The sequence below is a fragment of the Frateuria sp. genome (assembly GCF_035695185.1).
Classification (GTDB): Bacteria; Pseudomonadota; Gammaproteobacteria; order Xanthomonadales; family Rhodanobacteraceae; genus Frateuria_A.
The window spans coordinates 11,552-29,751 of sequence record NZ_DASSES010000209.1; the positions used below are offsets into that span (position 1 = coordinate 11,552).

An 18,200-nucleotide genomic window follows, 5' to 3' on the forward strand; every position below is an offset into this window, starting at 1 on the left:
CCTTGAACCTCACCGACCGGGTTCCGCGCGAGCCCCCCCCTCGCCCCAAACCTTCTCCCCGGAGGGGAGAGGACTTCAAAGCGGCGCAGCTTGCAATCCTCGCCCGCGCGCCTCATCTGCTCCCCATTCCCCCGGTAGCGCCACATGCCCCCCGACTCCCGCCCGCTCCTCATCCGCCGTCTCGGCCGTCAGCCCTACGAGCGCACCTGGAAGGCGATGAGCGCCTTCACCGACGCCCGTGGCCCGGACACTCCCGACGAGCTGTGGCTGCTCGAGCACGACCCGGTGTTCACCCTGGGCCAGGCCGGCAAGATGGAGCATGTGCTGGCGCCGGGCGATATCCCGCTGATCCCGGTCGACCGCGGTGGCCAGGTGACCTACCACGGGCCGGGCCAGATCGTCGGCTACCCGCTGATCGACCTGCGCCGCACCGGCGTGGGCGTGCGCGAGCTGGTCTCCCGCATCGAACAGGCGCTGATCGATACGCTGGCGCACTGGTCGATCGAGGCCGCGCGGGTGGAGGGCGCCCCGGGCGTCTACGTGGCCGGCGCCAAGGTGGCCGCGCTGGGCCTGCGCGTGCGCCGGGGCTGCAGCTTCCACGGGCTGGCCTTCAACGTGGCCATGGACCTGGAGCCGTTCGGCCGGATCAATCCTTGTGGCTACAAGGGTTTGGCCGTCACGCAAGTGCTAGACTTGGGCGGCCCGTCGCAGTTGGCGCAAGTCGAGGACGTGCTGGTGGAACAGTTCTGCCGCCAGTTCGGCTTCCACGCGGTGCCGGCCGCTCCCGTCCTCCCCGAACTCCCCGCGCGCGCCGCGGTCTAGGCAGTCGCAGATGAGTGAAATTTCCTCCAGGGTGATCCCGATCAGCGTGCTCGACGCTGATACGGTCGTTGCCGAAAAACAGCTGGGCAACGACAAGATTGCCCGTAACCGCGCCGGTTTCGACACCAGCGTGCCGACCCTGCGCAAGCCCTCGTGGATCCGCGTGCGGTTGCCGCAGGGCAACGCCGTGCAGGAGCTGAAGGCGCGCCTGCGCGAGAACGCGCTGGTGACGGTGTGCGAGGAGGCCAGCTGCCCGAACATCCACGAGTGCTTCTCCAAGGGCACCGCCACCTTCATGATCCTGGGCGAGGTCTGCACCCGGCGCTGCTCGTTCTGCGACGTCGCCCATGGCCGTCCGCAGCCGCCCGATCCGCTGGAGCCGGCGCGCCTGGCGCAGACCATCGCCGACATGCGCCTGAAGTACGTGGTGATCACCTCGGTCGACCGCGACGACCTGCGCGACGGCGGGGCCGAGCACTTCGCCAGCTGCATCCGCGCCGTACGCCACGCCAGCCCGACGATCAAGATCGAGATCCTCACCCCGGACTTCCGCGGCAAGGGCCGCATGGAACGGGCGCTGGAAGTGCTCAAGGCCTTCCCGCCGGATGTCTTCAACCACAACCTGGAAACCGTCCCGCACCTGTACCGCGAGGTGCGCCCGGGCGCCGACTACCAGTGGTCGCTGGACCTGCTCAAGCGCTTCAAGGCGCAGCACCCGGAGGTGCCGACCAAGTCCGGCATCATGCTGGGCCTGGGCGAGACGTACGAGCAGGTCATCGAGACCCTGCGCGATCTACGCGCCCATGACGTGGACATGATCACCATCGGCCAGTACCTGCAGCCCACGCCGCACCATCACCCGGTCGTGCGCTACTGGACTCCCGACGAATTCGACGCGCTGCGCGCGGCCGGCGAGGCGATGGGCTTCCACCACGTCGCTTCCGGCCCGCTGGTGCGTTCCTCCTACCATGCCGACCTGCAGGCCCATGCAGCCGGCGTCACCGAACTCGCCTGAGATTCCCATGACCCTGCGCCCCACGCTCGCCCTGCTGCTTGCCTTCGTCCTGCCGGCCGCCCATGCATGGGAGCAGGCACCTGCCGTGCAGGGCGAGGAGGGCCACAAGGCTTCCACGCTGCCGCTCGAGGCCTCGCCCACCCAGGCCGATGCCGCCCAGCTGTCCGCCCGTTTCCTCACGCGCTTCCACTACGAGGCCAAGCCCCTCGACGACGCCATGTCGGCCAAGGTCTACAAGGCCTACTTCGACATGCTCGACGGCGAGAAGGTGTTCTTCACCCAGCAGGACATGGCGCGCTTCGAGCCGCTCAAGACCAAGTTCGACGACGCGATCTGGAACAAGGACCTGTCCGGTCCGTTCAGCGTGTTCAACCTCTACGTGCGCCGTGCGGTCGACCGCATGACCTTCGCGCGCGGCCTGCTCAAGCAGGGCTTCGACCTGACCAAGGAAGAGAACTACACCTTCGACCGCGAGCATGCCGCCTGGCCGGCCGACCAGGCCGCCCTGGACGACCTGTGGCGCAAGCGCACCAAGAACGACTGGCTGCGTCTGAAGCTCGCCGGCAAGAGCGACGAGGACATCCGCAAGACGCTGGACAAGCGCTACGCCGGCTACATCGACCGCGTGAAGCAGCTCGACGGCGAGGACGCGTTCCAGACCTTCATGAACGCGTACGCCGAGACCACCGACCCGCACACCGACTACCTCGGCCCGCGCGCGGCGCAGAACTTCGACATCGCCATGAAGCTTTCGCTGGAGGGCATTGGCGCGGTGCTGCAGGCGCGTGACGAGTACACGCAGATCCGCGAGGTCGTGCCAGGCGGTCCGGCCGACAAGTCCGGCAAGGTGCACGTGGGCGACCGCATCGTGGCGCTCGGCCAGGGCACGGCCGGTCCGATGACCGACGTGATCGGCTGGCGGCTGGATGACGTGGTCGACAAGATCCGCGGCAAGAAGGACACCACCGTGCGGCTGGAAATCCTGCCGGCGGATGCCGGCCTGGACGGCAAGCACGAGTTCGTCACGCTGGTGCGCAAGAAGGTCAGCATCGAAGAGCAGGCCGCCAAGAAGAAGATCATCGAGATCAAGGACGGCGACGCCACTCGCAAGATCGGCGTGATCGACCTGCCGACCTTCTATTCCGACTTCGGCGCGCGCCGCGAAGGCGACAAGGACTACAAGAGCGCCACCCGCGACGTCGCCAAGCTGCTCGGCGAGCTCAAGGCCGCCGGCGTGCAGGGTGTCGTGATGGACCTGCGCAACAACGGCGGCGGTTCGCTGGCCGAGGCCAACGAGCTGACCGGGCTGTTCATCGACCAGGGTCCGGTGGTGCAGGTGCGCGATGCGCGCGGCCAGGTCGAGGTGCAGGGCGACGACGAGCCGGGCCTGGCCTGGAGCGGCCCGATGGCGGTGCTGGTCAACCGCGGATCCGCCTCGGCCTCGGAGATCTTCTCCGCGGCCATCCAGGACTACGGCCGCGGCCTGATCGTCGGCGAGCCGACCTTCGGCAAGGGCACCGTGCAGAACCTGGTGGATCTGGACCGCTTCGCCCAGGGCGACAGCGAGAAGCCGCAATACGGCGAGCTGAAGATGACCATCGCCGAGTTCTTCCGCATCAACGGGGGTTCGACCCAGCTCAAGGGCGTGACGCCGGACATCCTGTTCCCGAAGAACGGCGACGAGAAGGACTTCGGCGAGTCGACCTACGACAATGCACTGCCGTGGACGCGGATCCAGCCCGCGCCGTACAGCCAGGTGGCCGATCTGACCGCCTACCTGTCGCAGCTGAAGGGCAAGCATGACGCGCGCGTGGCCAAGTCGCCGGCCTGGCGGCTGATGCTCGACGAGCTGGCCCAGTACAAGAAGATGCGCGAGCAGACGACGGTCTCGCTCAACCTCGCCGAGCGCCAGGCCGAGCGCAAGCGCCAGGACGCCGTCCAGGCGGACTTCCGCGCTCGCCACAAGGCGATCGACGGCACGGACGGTAGCCTCGCCGGTGAGGAGGCCACCCTCGACGACGGCCTCAACGCGAACGAGCGCAGCCTCAAGGCCGAGCTCAAGCAGGAGAAGGACGCCAAGAAGGCCAAGGACCCGGAGCTGCAGGAAACGGCGCACATCCTGTTCGACGCGATCGGCATGATCAAGAACGACCCCAAGCTGGCGGCCGAGGTGCTGCCCTACGGCGGCAAGTTCTCGACCGCGGCGGTGATGCCGCAGAAGCCGGCCACGCAGCCGCGCTGATAAACGAAAAGCCCGGCCTGGCCGGGCTTTTTTTCACCTGTTGGTCGGGCTCGGCCCCTGACGCTGACGGCTTTCGCCCGAACCCTCACCCGCCTGTCGGCACCTTCTCCCGAAGGGAGAGGGGTGCGGGGGTGCGGGGGGGCGGACGTGGGCAGGGAGGGGCGGCCGGGGAAGTGCCGGGAAGTCCGCTGGGCGGAGCCCCTCTCCTCCGGGGGAGGGGTTGGGGAGAGGTCACCCACGGGCCTTCCAGGCGACCGAACGGTGCAATGCCCGGCACGACCGTTCAGCCTGCGCGCAGCGAAGTCGAAGGAGTGGCCCCGGAGTCGGCGCTCAATCCTTCTTGCCCGCCTTCCCCTGCTCCTTCTCCTTCCGCGCCTTCTCCCACGCCTGGAACGCCGCCACGTGCGGCATCTCGCGCAGCACCTTCGAGCGCGGGTCGACGATCATCAGGCTGCCTTGCGGCGCGTCGAGTTCGCCGGTGCCGTCGGCCATCGGCAGCGTGTGCACGGTGTTGCCCAGCTGCACCTCCAGCGGCATCGGGAACGGCTCGCCATGGCCGGTCACCCAGCGGAACCGGACGATGTCGCCGCTCCGGGTCGTCTCCAGCTTCGGCAGTGTCGCGTCGTACAGGTAGGCGTCGAAGAACCACTTGAGGTCGTTGCCGGTCACCCGGTCGACGATGGCGATGTAGTCGCGCGTGGTGGCATAGCGCGGCGTGAAGTTGCCGGGCTGTGGATCGGGCCGCCCGTAGACCAGCCGCCGCACGCTCTCGAAGAACGCGTCGTCGCCGATCAGCCCGCGCAGCGTGTGCAGCATCAGCGAGCCCTTGTAGTAGATGTCCAGGCCGGGGCCGGTCTTGGGGTCGTAGACCGCTTCCTCGGTCCTGGGCTGCCCGGACACGATGGGCGAGGTGTCGGACAGCTTCATCCGTTCGTCGTGCAGCATGGCGAAATACGGCATGTCGCCATGCAGGTACTGCCCGTAGAGCGGCTGCATGTAGGTGCCGAAGCCCTCGTGCAACCACATGTCGTCCCAGTTGCGGTTGGTCACCTGGTTGCCGAACCACTCGTGCGCGAATTCGTGCTGCAGCAGCCAGTCGAAGCCGTACTCGCTCTTCGGGTAGCCGTTGCCGTAGGCGTTGAGCGTCTGGTGCTCCATCCCCAGGTGCGGCGTCTCGACCACGCCCATCTTCTCGTCGCCGAACGGGTAGGGCCCGATCTCCTGCTCGAAGAAGTCGAGCATGCGCGGGAACTCGGCGAACAACGCCCTCGCGCCCGCTTCGTGCCCGCGCAGGTACCACAGCTCCATCGGGATGGTGTTGCCGTAGCGGCTCTTGTAGTCGCCCCTGAGCTCCTCGAACGGCCCCACGTTGAGGGTGATCGCGTAGGTGTCCGGCTGCCTGATCCGCCAGTGCCAGGTGCGGGTGGCACCGTGGTCCTGGATGTCCACCAGCACGCCGTTGCCCGGCGCGGCCAGCGAGCGGGGTACGGTGACCCAGGTGTCGACCAGGTCCGGCTCGCCGGTGGGCTGGTCGATGCACGGCCAGAACAGGTCGCAGCCTTCGCCTTCGACGGCGCTGGCGATCCACGGCTGGCCATCCTTCGTATGGCTCCACACGAAGCCGCCGTCCCACGGCGCGCGCCGGGCGACGTGCGGCTGGCCGCCGTAGCGGATCGTGGTGCGCACGCTGCCGCCCTTGGCCAGCGGCTCGGGCAGGCGGATGCGCAGGCGCCCATCCGGGTTGTTCCAGGCATCCCTCGCGAGCGCCTTGCCGTCGACGGTGATCGTGCGAATCGACAGGTTTCTGTCCAGGTCCAGCAGCAGGACGCCGGTCGGCTCGCGCGCGGTAAAGCGCAGCGTCGCCTCGCCCTCCAGATGGCGCCGTGCGGGATCGATCGTGAAATGCAGCTCCGCATGGTCGAAGTGCAGGCGCGCCTGCTCGGCCGGCATGGTGCCGCCGGAGGCGAGCGTCTGCGCAGTGAGCCGGGGCTGCTCGACGGCGGCAGGTCCGGATGCGCTCGCGCCGGCGCAGGCCAGGCCGAAGGCGAGGCCAAGCGCCAGCAGAGACAGGCGTGGATGCACGGGGCAGACTCCTTGGGTGGTGATCGGCACAGCATGCCGCGTGTGCCGCCGGCGCGACACCCTCGGAGGACACGCCGCCGGTTCCGGTGCGGGCGGCCGGCTCAGGCGTCGTAGCCGAGTCGGTCGATCAGGGGCCGCAGCAGCGGCAGCACCGGCTCGAACTGTTCGCGGTAGCCCTGCCAGCGGCCGACCGCCCCGGCGTGCACGCCCCGGGTGACTTGCGCGTAGCTGGGCGTGCTGATGAAGCGCTTGCTCCTCGCATGCTCGGCGAAGCGCGCCATCGGCGACGCATCGGCGATCCCGAGGAACGCCCCGAGCCGCGCGAGATGCCCGTCGAGGTCGCCGACAACTTCTTCGTAGCGCCACTCGAGCACCTGCGGGCGGAACACCTCGACCTGCCGGTACCACTGTTCGAAGGCCTGCACGTAACCGCGCGCGAGGCGTTGCAGCGACGAACACAACACCATGAACGCCGGCGAGCGGAACGGTTGCATGCCGCAGCTGAGCAGCACGTCGCACGGATGGCGCAGGCACAGGATGATGCGCGCCTGTGGGAACAGCCGCATGATCATCGGCAGGCACAGCATGTTGAGCGGATTCTTGTCGACCAGCCGATGCTGGCCGAGGTCGGGCAGCACGCGCCCGACCATCCGGAAGTAAGCGGCGCGCAGCTGGTCGGCCTCGGTTGCGGACAGCTCCGCCAGGCCGGCGGGATAGCGCTGGCCGACCAGCTCCATGCGCTCGGTCAACTCGTGGATGAAGGCGCGCTCATCCATCGAGCGGAAGTCCGGATGGGCGTCGAGCATCTGCTCGAGCAGGGTGGTCCCGGAACGCGGGAAGCCGACCACGAAGACCGGGCTGTGCCGGCTGTCCGGCGCGGGTAGCGGCGTCCAGCGCATGTAGGCATCGCGGTCCACCTCGGCCGCCTGCAGGGGCTGGCTGTCGGGTGCCAGCAGGTCGGGCAGCACGCCGCGGGCGATCTCCAGCTGGATCGCGTGGGCGTCCTGAAGGGCCTGCCACGCCTCGCTGCGGCACCCCTGCCGATCGTACGCCGAGGCCAGCGCGAACCCGGCGCTGGCGCGCGTCTCCTCGTCGCTGGCCAGCGCCAGCGCGCGCCGGTACAGCGCCGCGGCCTCGGCCCAGGCGCCAGCGCGCATCGCCAGCGCGGCGTGCGCGCGCCAGACATCCGCGCGCGCCTGATGGGCGTCGCCGGGCAGCGCGTCGAGCGCATCGAGCGGCAGCTGCGCGAGCTCCCGGCGCGCCTGTTCGAGCTGGTTGTTGCGTTCATGCAGCAGGACCCGCTGCGCGGTGATGCGCAGGCGCAAGGGTGCGTCCGCCGGCCCGCCGGGCAACTGCGCCCGCGCCAGCGTTCGCAGCGCCGCGTCCAGGTCGCCCTGCGCCGACAGCATGGCGGCCAGGATCAGGGCCTGCCCGGCCGGTTGCGCGGGCCAGTCGGCGGCCCCGAGCAGCATCGCCTCCTGCTCGGTGTTGTCGCCGCAGACGTAGCAGGCGTACGCGGCCTGCAGGCGTGCCTCGATGAAACCCGGCGCGCCTTCCACCGCATCGAGCAGGGTCTCGCGGGCCAGCGGCCAACGCCGCTGCTGGATGTAGAGCAGGCCCAGGTTGTAGAGCACGTCGGCGTCGGCCGGCGCCAGGGATCGTGCCCTCGACAGCGCCTGTTCGGCCGCGTCGGGGTCGCCCCCCAGCCGGCAGGCGACACCCAGGTTGTTCCAGTAGGCAGAGACCTCGGGCCGCTGCTGCGCCAGCTGGCGGAAGCTCGCTGCGGCCTCCTCATAGCGGCCGGTCGCCTGTTGCGCCAGTGCGAGCAGCAGCTGGCCGGTTTCGTCGCCCACGTTGCCCGCCCGGGCGGCAAGCGCAAGGACGCCCTCCATGTCACCGGCGTGGTAGGCGGCGGCCATGGCGTTGGCGAGCTCGGTGGCTGGCTGGGGCATGCGTTCTCGTTCGCGGTCGACCGACCCGCATTATGCAAGAGGGGTCGCGGAACCATCCGCGACCCCTCCAGGTACCTCGACGCCTTGCGGCGCTTGCCGTGGTGCTACCGCCTCAGAACTTCACCGTCGCACGGGCCCAGTAGTAGCGACCCAGTACGTCATAGGTGGCGGTGTCGACGTTGTAGTTCGAACCGTTCTGGTAGAGCCGCGGCGGCTGCTTGTCCATGATGTTGTCCACGCCGACGTCGAAGCGGGTGTGGATGGACGGCACCGCATAGCCCAGCTGGATCGAGTGGTAGATCACTGATGCGACCGGGATGTTGACGCCGGCGATGGCGTAGTCGGCATTGAGCGCGGTCAGGTGGTTGATGTAGCGCGACTGCCACTGGGCATTCCAGTTGCCCTTGTCCCAGTTGAGGGTGAGCGTGCCGCGCCAGCGCGAGATGTTGCCGAACTGCGGCGTGTAGGTGCCCGCATAGTTGACCGTCTGCGCGCCCGGCTCGCCCGGCGTGGCGTTGACCTTGTAGCTCGACGTGTAGCTGGTGTTGAGTCCGGCCTGGAAGTTGCCCGGATCCATGCTTCCCACATCGAAATGCGGCAGCTTGTAGCGCAGCGTGTAGTCGATGCCCGAGGTACTGAGCGTGCCCAGGTTGACTACCGGGGTGTTGATCAGGAACACCTGGCCCGGCTGCCGGCTGGTGTTGTCCTGGCGCGTGATGAACGAGCAATACGGACTGTCGTTGTTGTTGAAGCAGGAGTTGACGACCGTATCGGCCTGGATCGCGGTCAGCGTGTCGGACAGGTAGATGTGCCAGAAGTCGAGGCTGGTGGACAGCCCCGGCAGCCAGTTCGGATCGTAGACCAGGCCGAAGTCGATCGACTTGCCCTGCTCGGGCTTCAGCGTCGCGCCCACCGTGGCCGCACCGGAGTAGAACGTGTTGACCTGCGCCGGCGAGTTGCCGGCCCAGTTCACCGGGACGAACTGGCAGGCCGCCTGGTGCGCCGCGAGTTCCTCGGCGGTGCGTCCGACGCACGGATCGTTGAGCACCGGCTGGACCAGCGTGCGGCCGTCATAGAGCTCGTTGAGGTTCGGCGCGCGGAACACCTGGGACACCGTGCCGCGAACCAGCAGGTCGTCGGTCGGGCGCCATTCGATCGCGACCTTGCCGTTGGTCGTGGTGCCGGTGGTGCTGTAGTCGGAACTGCGCACGCCCAGGTCCAGGTACAGCGACCGGGCCCACGGCACGTCGGACACGATCGGGATCAGCGTCTCGGCGAACAGCTCCTTGACGTTGTAGCTGCCGCGCCCGGGCGAGCCGCAGGCTTCCTGCAGGATCTCGCAGCGGGTGGTCACCGGGTCGAGCACCGCGAAGTCGCTCACGGTGTAGTTCATGAACTGCTTGCGGTACAGGGCGCCGACCGAGAGCTGCACCGCGCCGGCAGGCAGTTCCGCCAGCTCGCCGCTGGCATCGAACTGGGCCTGCTTGGTCGACTGGGTGAAGACGTAGATCGGCGTCTTCACGCCCGCGCTCAGCACGTCGCCGGCATTGGCCTGGTCGAAGATGTTGGCGCCGGCGTCGACAGCCGCCTGCAGGGCCGGGATGTCGATCTCGTTGGTGTCGCGCTGGTCGCGCTTGGTGTGGCTGTAGTTGACCGAGGCGTCCCAGATCCAGCTGCTCTGGCCGAAGTTGCCGCGCAGCCCCGCGTTGATCTGCCCGGTGTTGGTGGTGTAGCTGTGCACGCGCGTGCCGGCACCGGTGAGGCGGGTCTGGAAGTTGTAGCCGCTGTTCGGGTCGCCGGCCACCGGATCCTGGCTGAAGGTGACGCCGAACGGGTTGATCGGGTTGCTCGAATAGATGATCAGGCCGTCGCCCGTACCCACCGGCGAGGGCGCATCCTGGCCGCTGGAAACCGTGTGGTTGTAGAACGCGTCGACGAACGCGGTCACGTTGTCCGTGACGTTGAAGTTGGCGAGCACGAAGCCGTTGGTGCGCTTCTGTGCGGTCTGGATGTAGTTCAGGGCTGCATAGTTGTAAGTATCGGAGCCCAGCCGGCAGCGGTAGTCCGCCTGGCTGGAGCCGTCGCCCGAGGCAAGCGTCACCTGGGCGGTGTCGGTGGCCGGATCGACCGTGCAGCCGTACTGCGCGGCGATCGCCCCGGGCACCTGGATGCGGCCGGTCGGGATCGAGCTGGAACCGGCTGCGATCACCGAGCCGCTCGACAGGTACAGCTGCTGCTTGGAGAACTTGCGCCGGGCGGCAAGCGTCTCGTCGTACTTGTTGTAGTCGATGCCCGCGGCGATGCTGTAGCGCTCACCGGTCATGCCCCCGGTCAGGTTGAAACCGCGCCGCTTGGCATCGTCGTGGCTGGAGATGCCGTCGTTCAGGCTGAACTGGACGCCCTTGAAGTCCTTGCGCAGGATGAAGTTGACGACGCCGCCGATGGCGTCGGAGCCGTACACGGTCGAGGCACCCTCGGCCAGCACGTCGACCCGCTCGATCATCTCCGGCGGGATCAGGTTGATGTCCGGGTTGGCCATGCGCTGGCCGTTGACCAGCACCAGCGTGCGGTTGATACCCAGGCCGCGCAGCGAGACGCGCGACGCGCCGTCGCCGGCTTCCAGCAAGGGGCTGGCCACGCCGCCGCCATTGCTGTTGTTCTGCGGATTGGTGGCATTGCCGGCGATGCTCGGCATCTGCTGCAGCACGTCGCCCAGCACCGGCTTGCCGGAATTGCTGATGGCTGCGCGGTCCAGCGTGATCACCGGACTGGCCGTCTCGGCATCCACGCGGCGGATCAGCGAGCCGGTCACTAGCACCGATTCGAGGGTCTTGGCTTCTTTCTTGGAGGCCGGCGCGGTCTGGTCCGGCGCGGTCTGGTCCTGCGTTGTCTGGTCCTGCGCGGTCTGTTGGGTCGACGGCGGATTGTCCGGTGTCGAAACCTGCGCTTGAGCCACTCCCGCTACTGAAAAAACACCCGCACTCAACGCAAGACGCACTGCCAAAGACAAGTGGTTCAAGTCGTATTTCATTGTGCTTCTCCCCGGTGAAGTAAATCCCTGCTTCCCCCACGCTCTTGACGAGCACGCCGAGTATGACAGCAACAACTGTTCGGCCAGCAAGTGCCTCCGGCCCTGCCGGGCCGCTGCTGGAAGGCTGCTATGGAAGCTAAAGGCGATGCGGCAGGTTGGCGGGCATCCGCGCTTTCTTGGGTCGCACCGGCCGCGCCGTGACCGCGTATGACGCCAGGCCGGACCACGGGCGCCGGTCGGTGGAGTTCGCCGCTGGCCGCGATGAGGCCGGCCGCTGCCTGGGGGCGGGATGCCTGGAGAGGCCGGTTTACCAGGGCGTCGGCCTCCGCCGGCTCGGCTTGCAGTGGGCCGGATCGCCCCGGCCGTCGCGCCGGCGAGTCAGTGCGCGTAGCGACGCTGCAGCAGGGCGAACATCGCGCGCACGCCCATCGCCTCGCCGCCGCGCGGCCGGCCGGGGCGATCGGCGTCGTTCCAGGCGTAGGTATCCAGGTGCAGCCACGGCAGGCCGTCGGGCACGAAGCGCTCAAGGTACAGCGCGGCGGTGATGGCGCCGGCATGCCGCGAGGGCCCGGCGTTGGCGAAGTCCGCCACCGAGGAGTCCAGCATCTTGCGATACGGCCGCCACAGCGGCAGCCGCCACAGCGGGTCGCCCACGGCGCGCCCGGCCTCGAGCAACTGCTCGGCCGCCGCGTCCTGGTTGGCGAACAGCACCGGCAGGTCCGGGCCCAGCGCCACGCGCGCGGCGCCGGTCAGGGTGGCGAAATCCAGCATCAGGTCGGGCTGCTGCTCGGCGCCATAGGCCAGCGCGTCGCACAGGATCAGGCGGCCCTCGGCGTCGGTGTTGTCCACTTCCACCGTGTGCCCGGCGCGGGTGGTGATCACCTCGCCGGGACGCATCGCGTTGCCGGCGATGGCGTTCTCCACGGCGGGCACGAGCAGCGTCAGCCTCACCGGCAGCTTCGCCTGCATCACCAGCCCGGCCAGCGCGATCGCGTGCGCGGCGCCACCCATGTCTTTCTTCATGTTGCGCATGCCGTCGGACGGCTTGATGTCCAGTCCGCCGGTGTCGAAGCACACGCCCTTGCCGACCACCACCAGCTTCGGATCGGCGGCCTTGCCCCAGCTCAGCTCGACCAGCCGCGGCGGGCGGTGGCTGGCCCGGCCGACCGCGTGGATGGTGGGGAAGTTGGCCGCGAGCAGCTGCTCGCCGACCCATTCGCGGACCTTGGCCTTGTGCGCCCTGGCCAGTTGCTTCACGGCATCGGCCAGCTGTTCCGGCCCCATGTCCTCGGTCGGCGTGTTGACCAGGTCGCGCACGCGCGCGGTGGCCTCGACGAGCGGCGCCAGCGTGGCCAGCTCGGCTGCCGGTACGGCCAGCGTCGCCGGCGCACGCGCGCCCTTGCGGTAGCGCTCGAAGCGGTAGGCGCCCAGCGCCCAGCCGAGTGCGGCCTGGCCGCGGTCGGCGAGCGCGCCGTCGTCGGCCAGGTGGTAGGTGCCCGCCGGGAGGGCATGGGGCAAGCCCGCCAGTGCGGCCAGCGGTTCGGCCGGATCGACCGCCACCAGCACGCGTGCCAGCTTGCCGTCGGCATCGGGCAGCAGCGCGAAGCGTCCGGGTCTCGGTTCGAAGCCGGTCTGCTCCAGCCAGCGACGCTGTGGCGCGTCCAGGCGCTTGAGCGCCGCCTTGTAGCGCGCGCTGTCGACCGTCTCGATGGCGATTCCCTGGGGCTTGCCGGCCTTGCGTTCGATCAAGGCGGACGTGGAGCGCTCCGGCATGGCTTCGTGCCTCGTGGCTTGCGGCGAGTCGGACATGATGCCCCCATCGCGAGGGGATGCCAAACCGGGGTGCAGGCGAGCGCGATGTCGAGTCCTCTCCCCGCCGGGAGAAGGTTGGGTGAGGGGCCGGGGCTCGCGGGGAAGTCCGCTCGCTAAACCCCGACCTGGCTGCCTTCCAGCCAGTCGGCGAGCGCCGCGAGGTCCGGCAGGTCCAGGTCCGGCGGCGCCCCATGCCGGACCGGCCAGGGCCGGCGTTCGCGGTTGATCCACGCCGTGCGCAGCCCCGCCTCGCGCGCGCCGCGGACGTCCAGGTCCGCATCGTCCCCCACATGCAGGATGTCCCCCGGTGCCACCCCCAGCCGCTGCGCCGCCACTTCGAAGATGCGCGCATCGGGCTTACCCACGCCGGTCTCCCGCGCGCAGACGTGGCAATGGAAATGCATGTGGATGCCGATCCGTTCCAGGTCCGCGTTGCCGTTGGTCAGGCTCGCCACCGGCCAGCGCGCGGTGATCCGCTCCAGCGCCGGCAGCGCGTCGGCATACAGCTGCACGCGGTTGCGCGCGGCGAAGTAGACCTCCCACAACGCCTCGATCGGCGCCTCGGCCAGCCCGCAGGCGGCGAAGGCGCGTTGCATGGTCAGGTGGCGTTGGGTGGTGAAGTCATGCGCCAGGTCCAGCCGTTCGGCGGCGACCTGCGCACGCAGCTGGCGCATCGCGGGAATCGGCCAGCGCGTGGCCACGTCCGGATGATGCGTGCGCAGGTAGGCGTCCAGCTCGCGATCGGCGCTTTCCAGCGCCGGCAGCACCGGCCACAGGGTGTCGTCCAGGTCCAGCGTGAGCGCGAGGATGCGCACGCGCGCCCCTCCGCGCTCAGCGCTCGCTCAGGCGCAGCACCTGGCCGGTCCGGATGTCGTTGCCCTTGATGTGGTTCCAGGCGCGCAGGTCCGACACGTCCAGCGCATGCGAGTGGGCGATCGAGGAAAGCGTGTCGCCCTTGGCCACCTTGTAGGTGCGCGGCCTGGCGGCGGTGGATTTGACCGTGGCGCTGGCGGTGACTTTGGCGAACTTCGGACCGCGTGCGGCGGCGGCATCGATCGTGGTCGCCTCACCATGCACGCCCTTCAGGCTCGCCTTCGCGGCGGCCAGCTCGGCGGCCTTCGCGCGGCGCTCCTCCAGCGCGCGCCGGGCCTCGCCGGTGCGCTCGGAAGTCGGCGCGATGGCCACGCGCGAAGCGTAGGTGGCGCCCGGGGCGGCAACCGCCGGCGCGGTCGCCGGGGTCGGCTGCGGCACCGCATGCGCACCCACGGCGGCAAGGATCTGCGCCCGGCGCGAGGCATCGGCCGCGGCCAGCGCGCTGCCGGCGTCGTAGGGCAGCGCGTCGTCGCGGCGCACCACCGCGGCGGCCTTGTCGCCCTTGGCGAAATCGACGAACGCCTGCGCCTCGGCGGCGTGCGGGCTGTTCGGGTTGGTCACCAGGTAGAGCGGGGAGTAGAGCTTGTAGCTGCCGCTGGCGACCGTCGCCTGGCTCGGCGCGGTGCCGTCGATGCGGATCATCTTGATCTTGTGGTTGCCGGCCACGCGCGAGAGCGTGGTCACGCCGATCGCCTTCGGGTCGAGCGCCACCGCCTCTTCCAGCTTGGCGGTGTTGACGTACAGGCGCGGCGCGGCCACCGGCTGGTTGCCGCGGCCGAACAGCAGCTTGCGCAGGCTGAACTCGACGCCGTCGCCCGGGCTCGCCACCGCGTACACGTCCATCGGCGCGCTGCGGCCGCCGACTTCACTCCAGTTGGTGATCTTGCCGTAGTAGATGTCGTGCAGTTGCTTGAGGCTGAGGTTGCTCACCGGGTTGCTGGGGTGGGTGATCATCACCAGTGCGTCCCACGCCACCGGCGTGAACACCAGCCCCGACTCCTGCGCGCTGCCGTTGCCCGGGCGCGCGCTGCCGGCGATGTCGGCGCTGCCGCTGCGCAGCGCATCCAGGCCCGAGGCGGTGTTGAACGGCTGCACGTCGATGCGGCCGTGGCCGCCCTTGGCCCAGGCCGTGGTCAGGTCCTGCATCAGGCCACGCGTGGTGGCGACATCGCCGCGCAGCACCAGCGTGGGGCCGGAAGCGAGGGCGACAGTAGTGAGGCACGCGCCCAGCAGGGCGGCGACGGACAGGCGAACGGGACGGACGGGCATGACTTCGGACGACCTACGGCTTCGATGGATTGCGTGAGCGTGCCGTGTAGAGGGCAGGCGCGCAGTGATGGGAGTCCGGTATTTCATCGGTCCCATCGCGAAACATCAAGCACGGTCACAGGTTGGCGTTAAGCAAAGGCGGAGTAGGGGCTTTGCGCCCTCGCCCCTGCGGGGAGAGGCCGGGGTGAGGGGCGGGGGCTCGCGGGCATGTCGCCGCCTGGCCCGACCAAAGCGCATCAGCCCCGCGCAGCAGCAACCCCTTACGCAAGAGCGGCCCCTCACCCCAACCCTCTCCCCGAGGGAGAGGGATCAGGGCGGGTCGCACGCGCACCGCTCCTGGTACTTCGGATGGAGCGGCTCTGCTCCCTCGCCCTGGGGTGAGGGAGTAAGGCCCTCGTCGCTCGTCAATCCATCGGCACGTAGCGCACGCCCTGGTCGCTCTCCACCACCAGCACCAGCTGCCGCGGCTGCATCGCCACCAGCCCGCTCAGCTCGCGCAGGCTGGTGACGCGGCGGTTGTTCACGCCGATCACGATGTCGCCTTCGCCCAGCCCGAGCCGGTCGGCCCGGCTGCCGCCCTGCACGGCGGCGACCGCCACGCCGGCCACGCCCTGGCCGCGCTGGGCCATCGACAGCTCGCTGAAGCGCACGCCAGCGAGCCTGGCATCGAGCGTGGCGCCGTCGACGGTGGCGAGCTTCTCCGGCGTCAGCGTCGCCTGCACCTGGCGCGGCTGGCCGTTGCGCCTGACCTTCAGCGTGACCTGGCTGCCCAACGGCAGCAGGCCCTCGGCATTGCGCAGCTCGTCGCTGTCGTGCAGCGGCTTGCCGTCGATCGCCTGCAGCACGTCGCCCGGCGCCAGGCCCGCGTGCGATGCGGCGGAATCCGGTGCGACCCGGGTCACCACCACGCCCTGGCTGGTCGACAGGTTCAGCAGCTTGGCGATGCGCGGCGTGATGTCCTGCGTCTGCACGCCCAGGCTGCCGCGCACCACCCGGCCGTGCTCGATCAGCTGCTTCATCACCTGTCCGGTGAGGTCGCTGGGGATGGCGAAGCCGATGCCGACGTTGCCGCCGGAGGGCGATAGGATCATCGTGTTGATGCCGACCAGCTCGCCGTTCAAGTTGACCAGCGCGCCGCCGGAGTTGCCCGGGTTGATCGAGGCATCGGTCTGGATGAAGTTCTGGTAGCCCGCGCCGCCCAGGCCCGAGCGGCCCAGCGCCGAGACGATGCCCGAGGTCACCGTCTGGCCCAGCCCGAACGGATCGCCCACCGCCACCACGAAGTCGCCCACGCGCAGGTTCGAGGAGTCGGCCACCGGCAGTGCCTTGAGGCCTTTGGCGGGTATCTGCACTACCGCCACGTCGGTGTCCGGATCGGTGCCGATCAGCTTGCCCTTGAAAGTGCGCCCGTCCTGCAGCGTCACTGTGATGTCGTCGGCGCCGCCGACCACGTGGTTGTTGGTCAGCACATAGCCCTTGGCCGCATCGACGATCACCCCCGAACCCAGGCTCTGCTCCACGCGCTCGCGCGGCGAGGAGGGCAGGCCGAAGAACTGGCGGAAGATCGGATCGTCGAAGTACGGATCGCGCACCGCCACCCGCGTCCTGGTCGAGATGTTCACCACCGCCGGCGTCACCTTCTCAAGCATCGGCGCCAGCGAAGGCAGCGGCTGGCCCGACACGCTCGCGGGCAACGCGGCGCGGCTGGCGGCGGGCCAGCCCAGCAGCAGCGCGCTGCACAGCACGAGGGCGCCGAAAGGGGCAAGGCGAGGGGCGGACATGCGGTTCTCCTTATGCATTGAAACGATACCCAGCCTGCGACTGTAAACCGGGTGCCCGGGTTCCACGGTGACGACGGCGCGGGCGGAACACCGCCAGCCCGCGCTAGGCCGAGGCTTACTGAAATTTCTGTTGACGCCTACGCAGGCCGGCGATACCGTTCATGCCCGGTCGCACCACAACATCTTGTGTGAGTCGTTCGGGCTCCCACCCAAGTGCTGTGTCGCTGCGGCAACCTCGGGGGAGGGCGCCGCAAGGCCGGATCTTCAAGGAAAAACGCACGCGCGAACCGCCTGGCCCGCAGCTTCGGGAACCGGCGGCGCCGCGCGGCGTGGGTCATAACCATCAGCTGGGTCGCAAGGCCGGGAGTCAGACAATCCGATGAGCACGATGCGTGCACCACTCGCCGCCAACCGTGATGCCACGGCCATCCCCCTGCAGCCGGCCTCCTACGACATCTGGGACAAGAAGTACCGCCTGCGCACCAAGTCGGGCGAGCCGGTGGACGGCACCATCGACGAGACCTGGCAGCGCGTCGCGCGCGCCCTGGCCGGGGTGGAGGCGACCGAGGAGCTGCGCGCGCACTGGTACGAGCGCTTCCTGTGGGCGCTGCGCCGCGGCGCGATCCCGGCCGGCCGCATCACCTCCAACGCCGGCGCGCTGGAGCACAAGCCGGCGACCTCCACGATCAACTGCACCGTGTCCGGCACCATCCGCGACTCGATGGACGACATCCTGGAGAAGGTCCACGAGGCGGGCCTGACCCTGAAGGCCGGCTGCGGCATCGGCTACGAATTCTCCACGCTGCGCCCGCGCGGCGCGTACGTCTCCGGCGCCGGCGCCTACACTTCCGGCCCGCTGTCGTTCATGGATATCTACGACAAGATGTGCTTCACCGTCTCGTCGGCCGGCGGCCGCCGCGGCGCGCAGATGGGCACGTTCGACATCTCGCATCCGGACGCCAAGGAATTCATCCGCGCCAAGCGCGAGGACGGCCGGCTGCGCCAGTTCAACCTCTCCCTGCTGATCACCGACGGCTTCATGCAGGCGGTCGAGCACGACCAGGACTGGCCGCTGGTGTTCCCGGTGCACGTCAAGGAGCAGGACGACCTCGACCTCACCGACCCGACCAAGGTGGTCTGGCGCGAGTGGCCCACCCACGAGAACTACGTCTCCCGCGACGACGGCCTGGTCGCCTGCAAGATCTACGGCACCATCCGCGCGCGGCACCTGTGGGACATGATCATGGTCTCGACGTACGACTACGCCGAGCCCGGGTTCATCCTGATCGACAAGGTCAACGAGATGAACAACAACTGGTGG

The 18,200-nt window shown here is 69.2% G+C and carries 11 protein-coding genes; 4 read left to right on the plus strand and 7 right to left on the minus strand.

Translation table 11 applies throughout. The features are described from left to right. Nucleotides 1-144 precede the first annotated feature (144 nt). The 3 genes from lipB to VFH59_RS17210 are packed head-to-tail and all read left to right on the plus strand — an operon-like array spanning nt 145 to nt 4,079. The gene (lipB, locus tag VFH59_RS17200; protein ID WP_325166145.1) at nt 145-822 is read left to right on the plus strand and encodes a lipoyl(octanoyl) transferase LipB; all 678 of its coding nucleotides are present in this window, start codon (nt 145-147) and stop codon (nt 820-822) included. 10 nt (nt 823-832) lie between these two features. Next, nucleotides 833-1,837, plus strand: coding sequence for a lipoyl synthase (lipA, locus tag VFH59_RS17205; RefSeq protein WP_325166146.1), 1,005 nt, complete (start codon nt 833-835; stop codon nt 1,835-1,837). 7 nt (nt 1,838-1,844) lie between these two features. After that, on the plus strand, nt 1,845-4,079 hold the full coding sequence (locus VFH59_RS17210) for a carboxy terminal-processing peptidase (protein ID WP_325166147.1): 2,235 nt from the start codon (nt 1,845-1,847) through the stop codon (nt 4,077-4,079). 330 nt (nt 4,080-4,409) lie between these two features. On the opposite strand, the gene VFH59_RS17215 is transcribed toward VFH59_RS17210, so the two are convergent. From VFH59_RS17215 to VFH59_RS17245, 7 genes are all read right to left on the minus strand, one after another. Further along, the gene (locus VFH59_RS17215; RefSeq protein ID WP_325166148.1) at nt 4,410-6,161 is read right to left on the minus strand and encodes a M1 family metallopeptidase; all 1,752 of its coding nucleotides are present in this window, start codon (nt 6,159-6,161) and stop codon (nt 4,410-4,412) included. Between the two features lie 101 nt (nt 6,162-6,262). Beyond that, on the minus strand, nt 6,263-8,113 hold the full coding sequence (locus VFH59_RS17220) for a tetratricopeptide repeat-containing sulfotransferase family protein (protein WP_325166149.1): 1,851 nt from the start codon (nt 8,111-8,113) through the stop codon (nt 6,263-6,265). Nucleotides 8,114-8,225: 112 nt separating this feature from the next. Further along, complete coding sequence (locus VFH59_RS17225) at nt 8,226-11,069, minus strand: TonB-dependent receptor domain-containing protein (protein ID WP_325166150.1); 2,844 nt, start codon at nt 11,067-11,069, stop codon at nt 8,226-8,228. Nucleotides 11,070-11,522: 453 nt separating this feature from the next. Continuing rightward, a complete protein-coding gene (locus VFH59_RS17230) occupies nt 11,523-12,917 on the minus strand; it encodes a leucyl aminopeptidase family protein (RefSeq protein WP_325166151.1) in 1,395 nt (464 codons plus the stop codon). Between the two features lie 152 nt (nt 12,918-13,069). Next, nucleotides 13,070-13,771 carry an HAD family hydrolase gene (locus VFH59_RS17235; protein WP_325166152.1) on the minus strand — a complete coding sequence of 234 codons (702 nt, stop codon included), beginning with the start codon at nt 13,769-13,771 and terminating at the stop codon, nt 13,070-13,072. A gap of 16 nt (nt 13,772-13,787) precedes the next feature. Continuing rightward, on the minus strand, nt 13,788-15,098 hold the full coding sequence (locus tag VFH59_RS17240; protein WP_325166153.1) for a LysM peptidoglycan-binding domain-containing protein: 1,311 nt from the start codon (nt 15,096-15,098) through the stop codon (nt 13,788-13,790). Between the two features lie 404 nt (nt 15,099-15,502). Next, a complete protein-coding gene (locus tag VFH59_RS17245; protein WP_325166154.1) occupies nt 15,503-16,879 on the minus strand; it encodes a Do family serine endopeptidase in 1,377 nt (458 codons plus the stop codon). A gap of 379 nt (nt 16,880-17,258) precedes the next feature. On the opposite strand from VFH59_RS17245, the gene VFH59_RS17250 reads away from it, so the two are divergent. Further along, nucleotides 17,259-18,200, plus strand: a 942-nt coding sequence (locus VFH59_RS17250; protein ID WP_325166156.1) for a ribonucleotide reductase N-terminal alpha domain-containing protein, incomplete at its 3' end; no start/stop codon positions are given.

Bases quoted from the DNA above. Each gene is read 5' to 3' on its own strand.
- lipB (WP_325166145.1), top strand. From the start codon at position 145: ATGCCCCCCGACTCCCGCCCGCTCCTCATCCGCCGTCTCGGCCGTCAG.
- lipA (WP_325166146.1), top strand. From the start codon at position 833: ATGAGTGAAATTTCCTCCAGGGTGATCCCGATCAGCGTGCTCGACGCT.
- VFH59_RS17210 (WP_325166147.1), top strand. From the start codon at position 1,845: ATGACCCTGCGCCCCACGCTCGCCCTGCTGCTTGCCTTCGTCCTGCCG.
- VFH59_RS17220 (WP_325166149.1), bottom strand. From the start codon at position 8,113: ATGCCCCAGCCAGCCACCGAGCTCGCCAACGCCATGGCCGCCGCCTAC.
- VFH59_RS17230 (WP_325166151.1), bottom strand. From the start codon at position 12,917: ATGCCGGAGCGCTCCACGTCCGCCTTGATCGAACGCAAGGCCGGCAAG.
- VFH59_RS17240 (WP_325166153.1), bottom strand. From the start codon at position 15,098: ATGCCCGTCCGTCCCGTTCGCCTGTCCGTCGCCGCCCTGCTGGGCGCG.
- VFH59_RS17245 (WP_325166154.1), bottom strand. From the start codon at position 16,879: ATGTCCGCCCCTCGCCTTGCCCCTTTCGGCGCCCTCGTGCTGTGCAGC.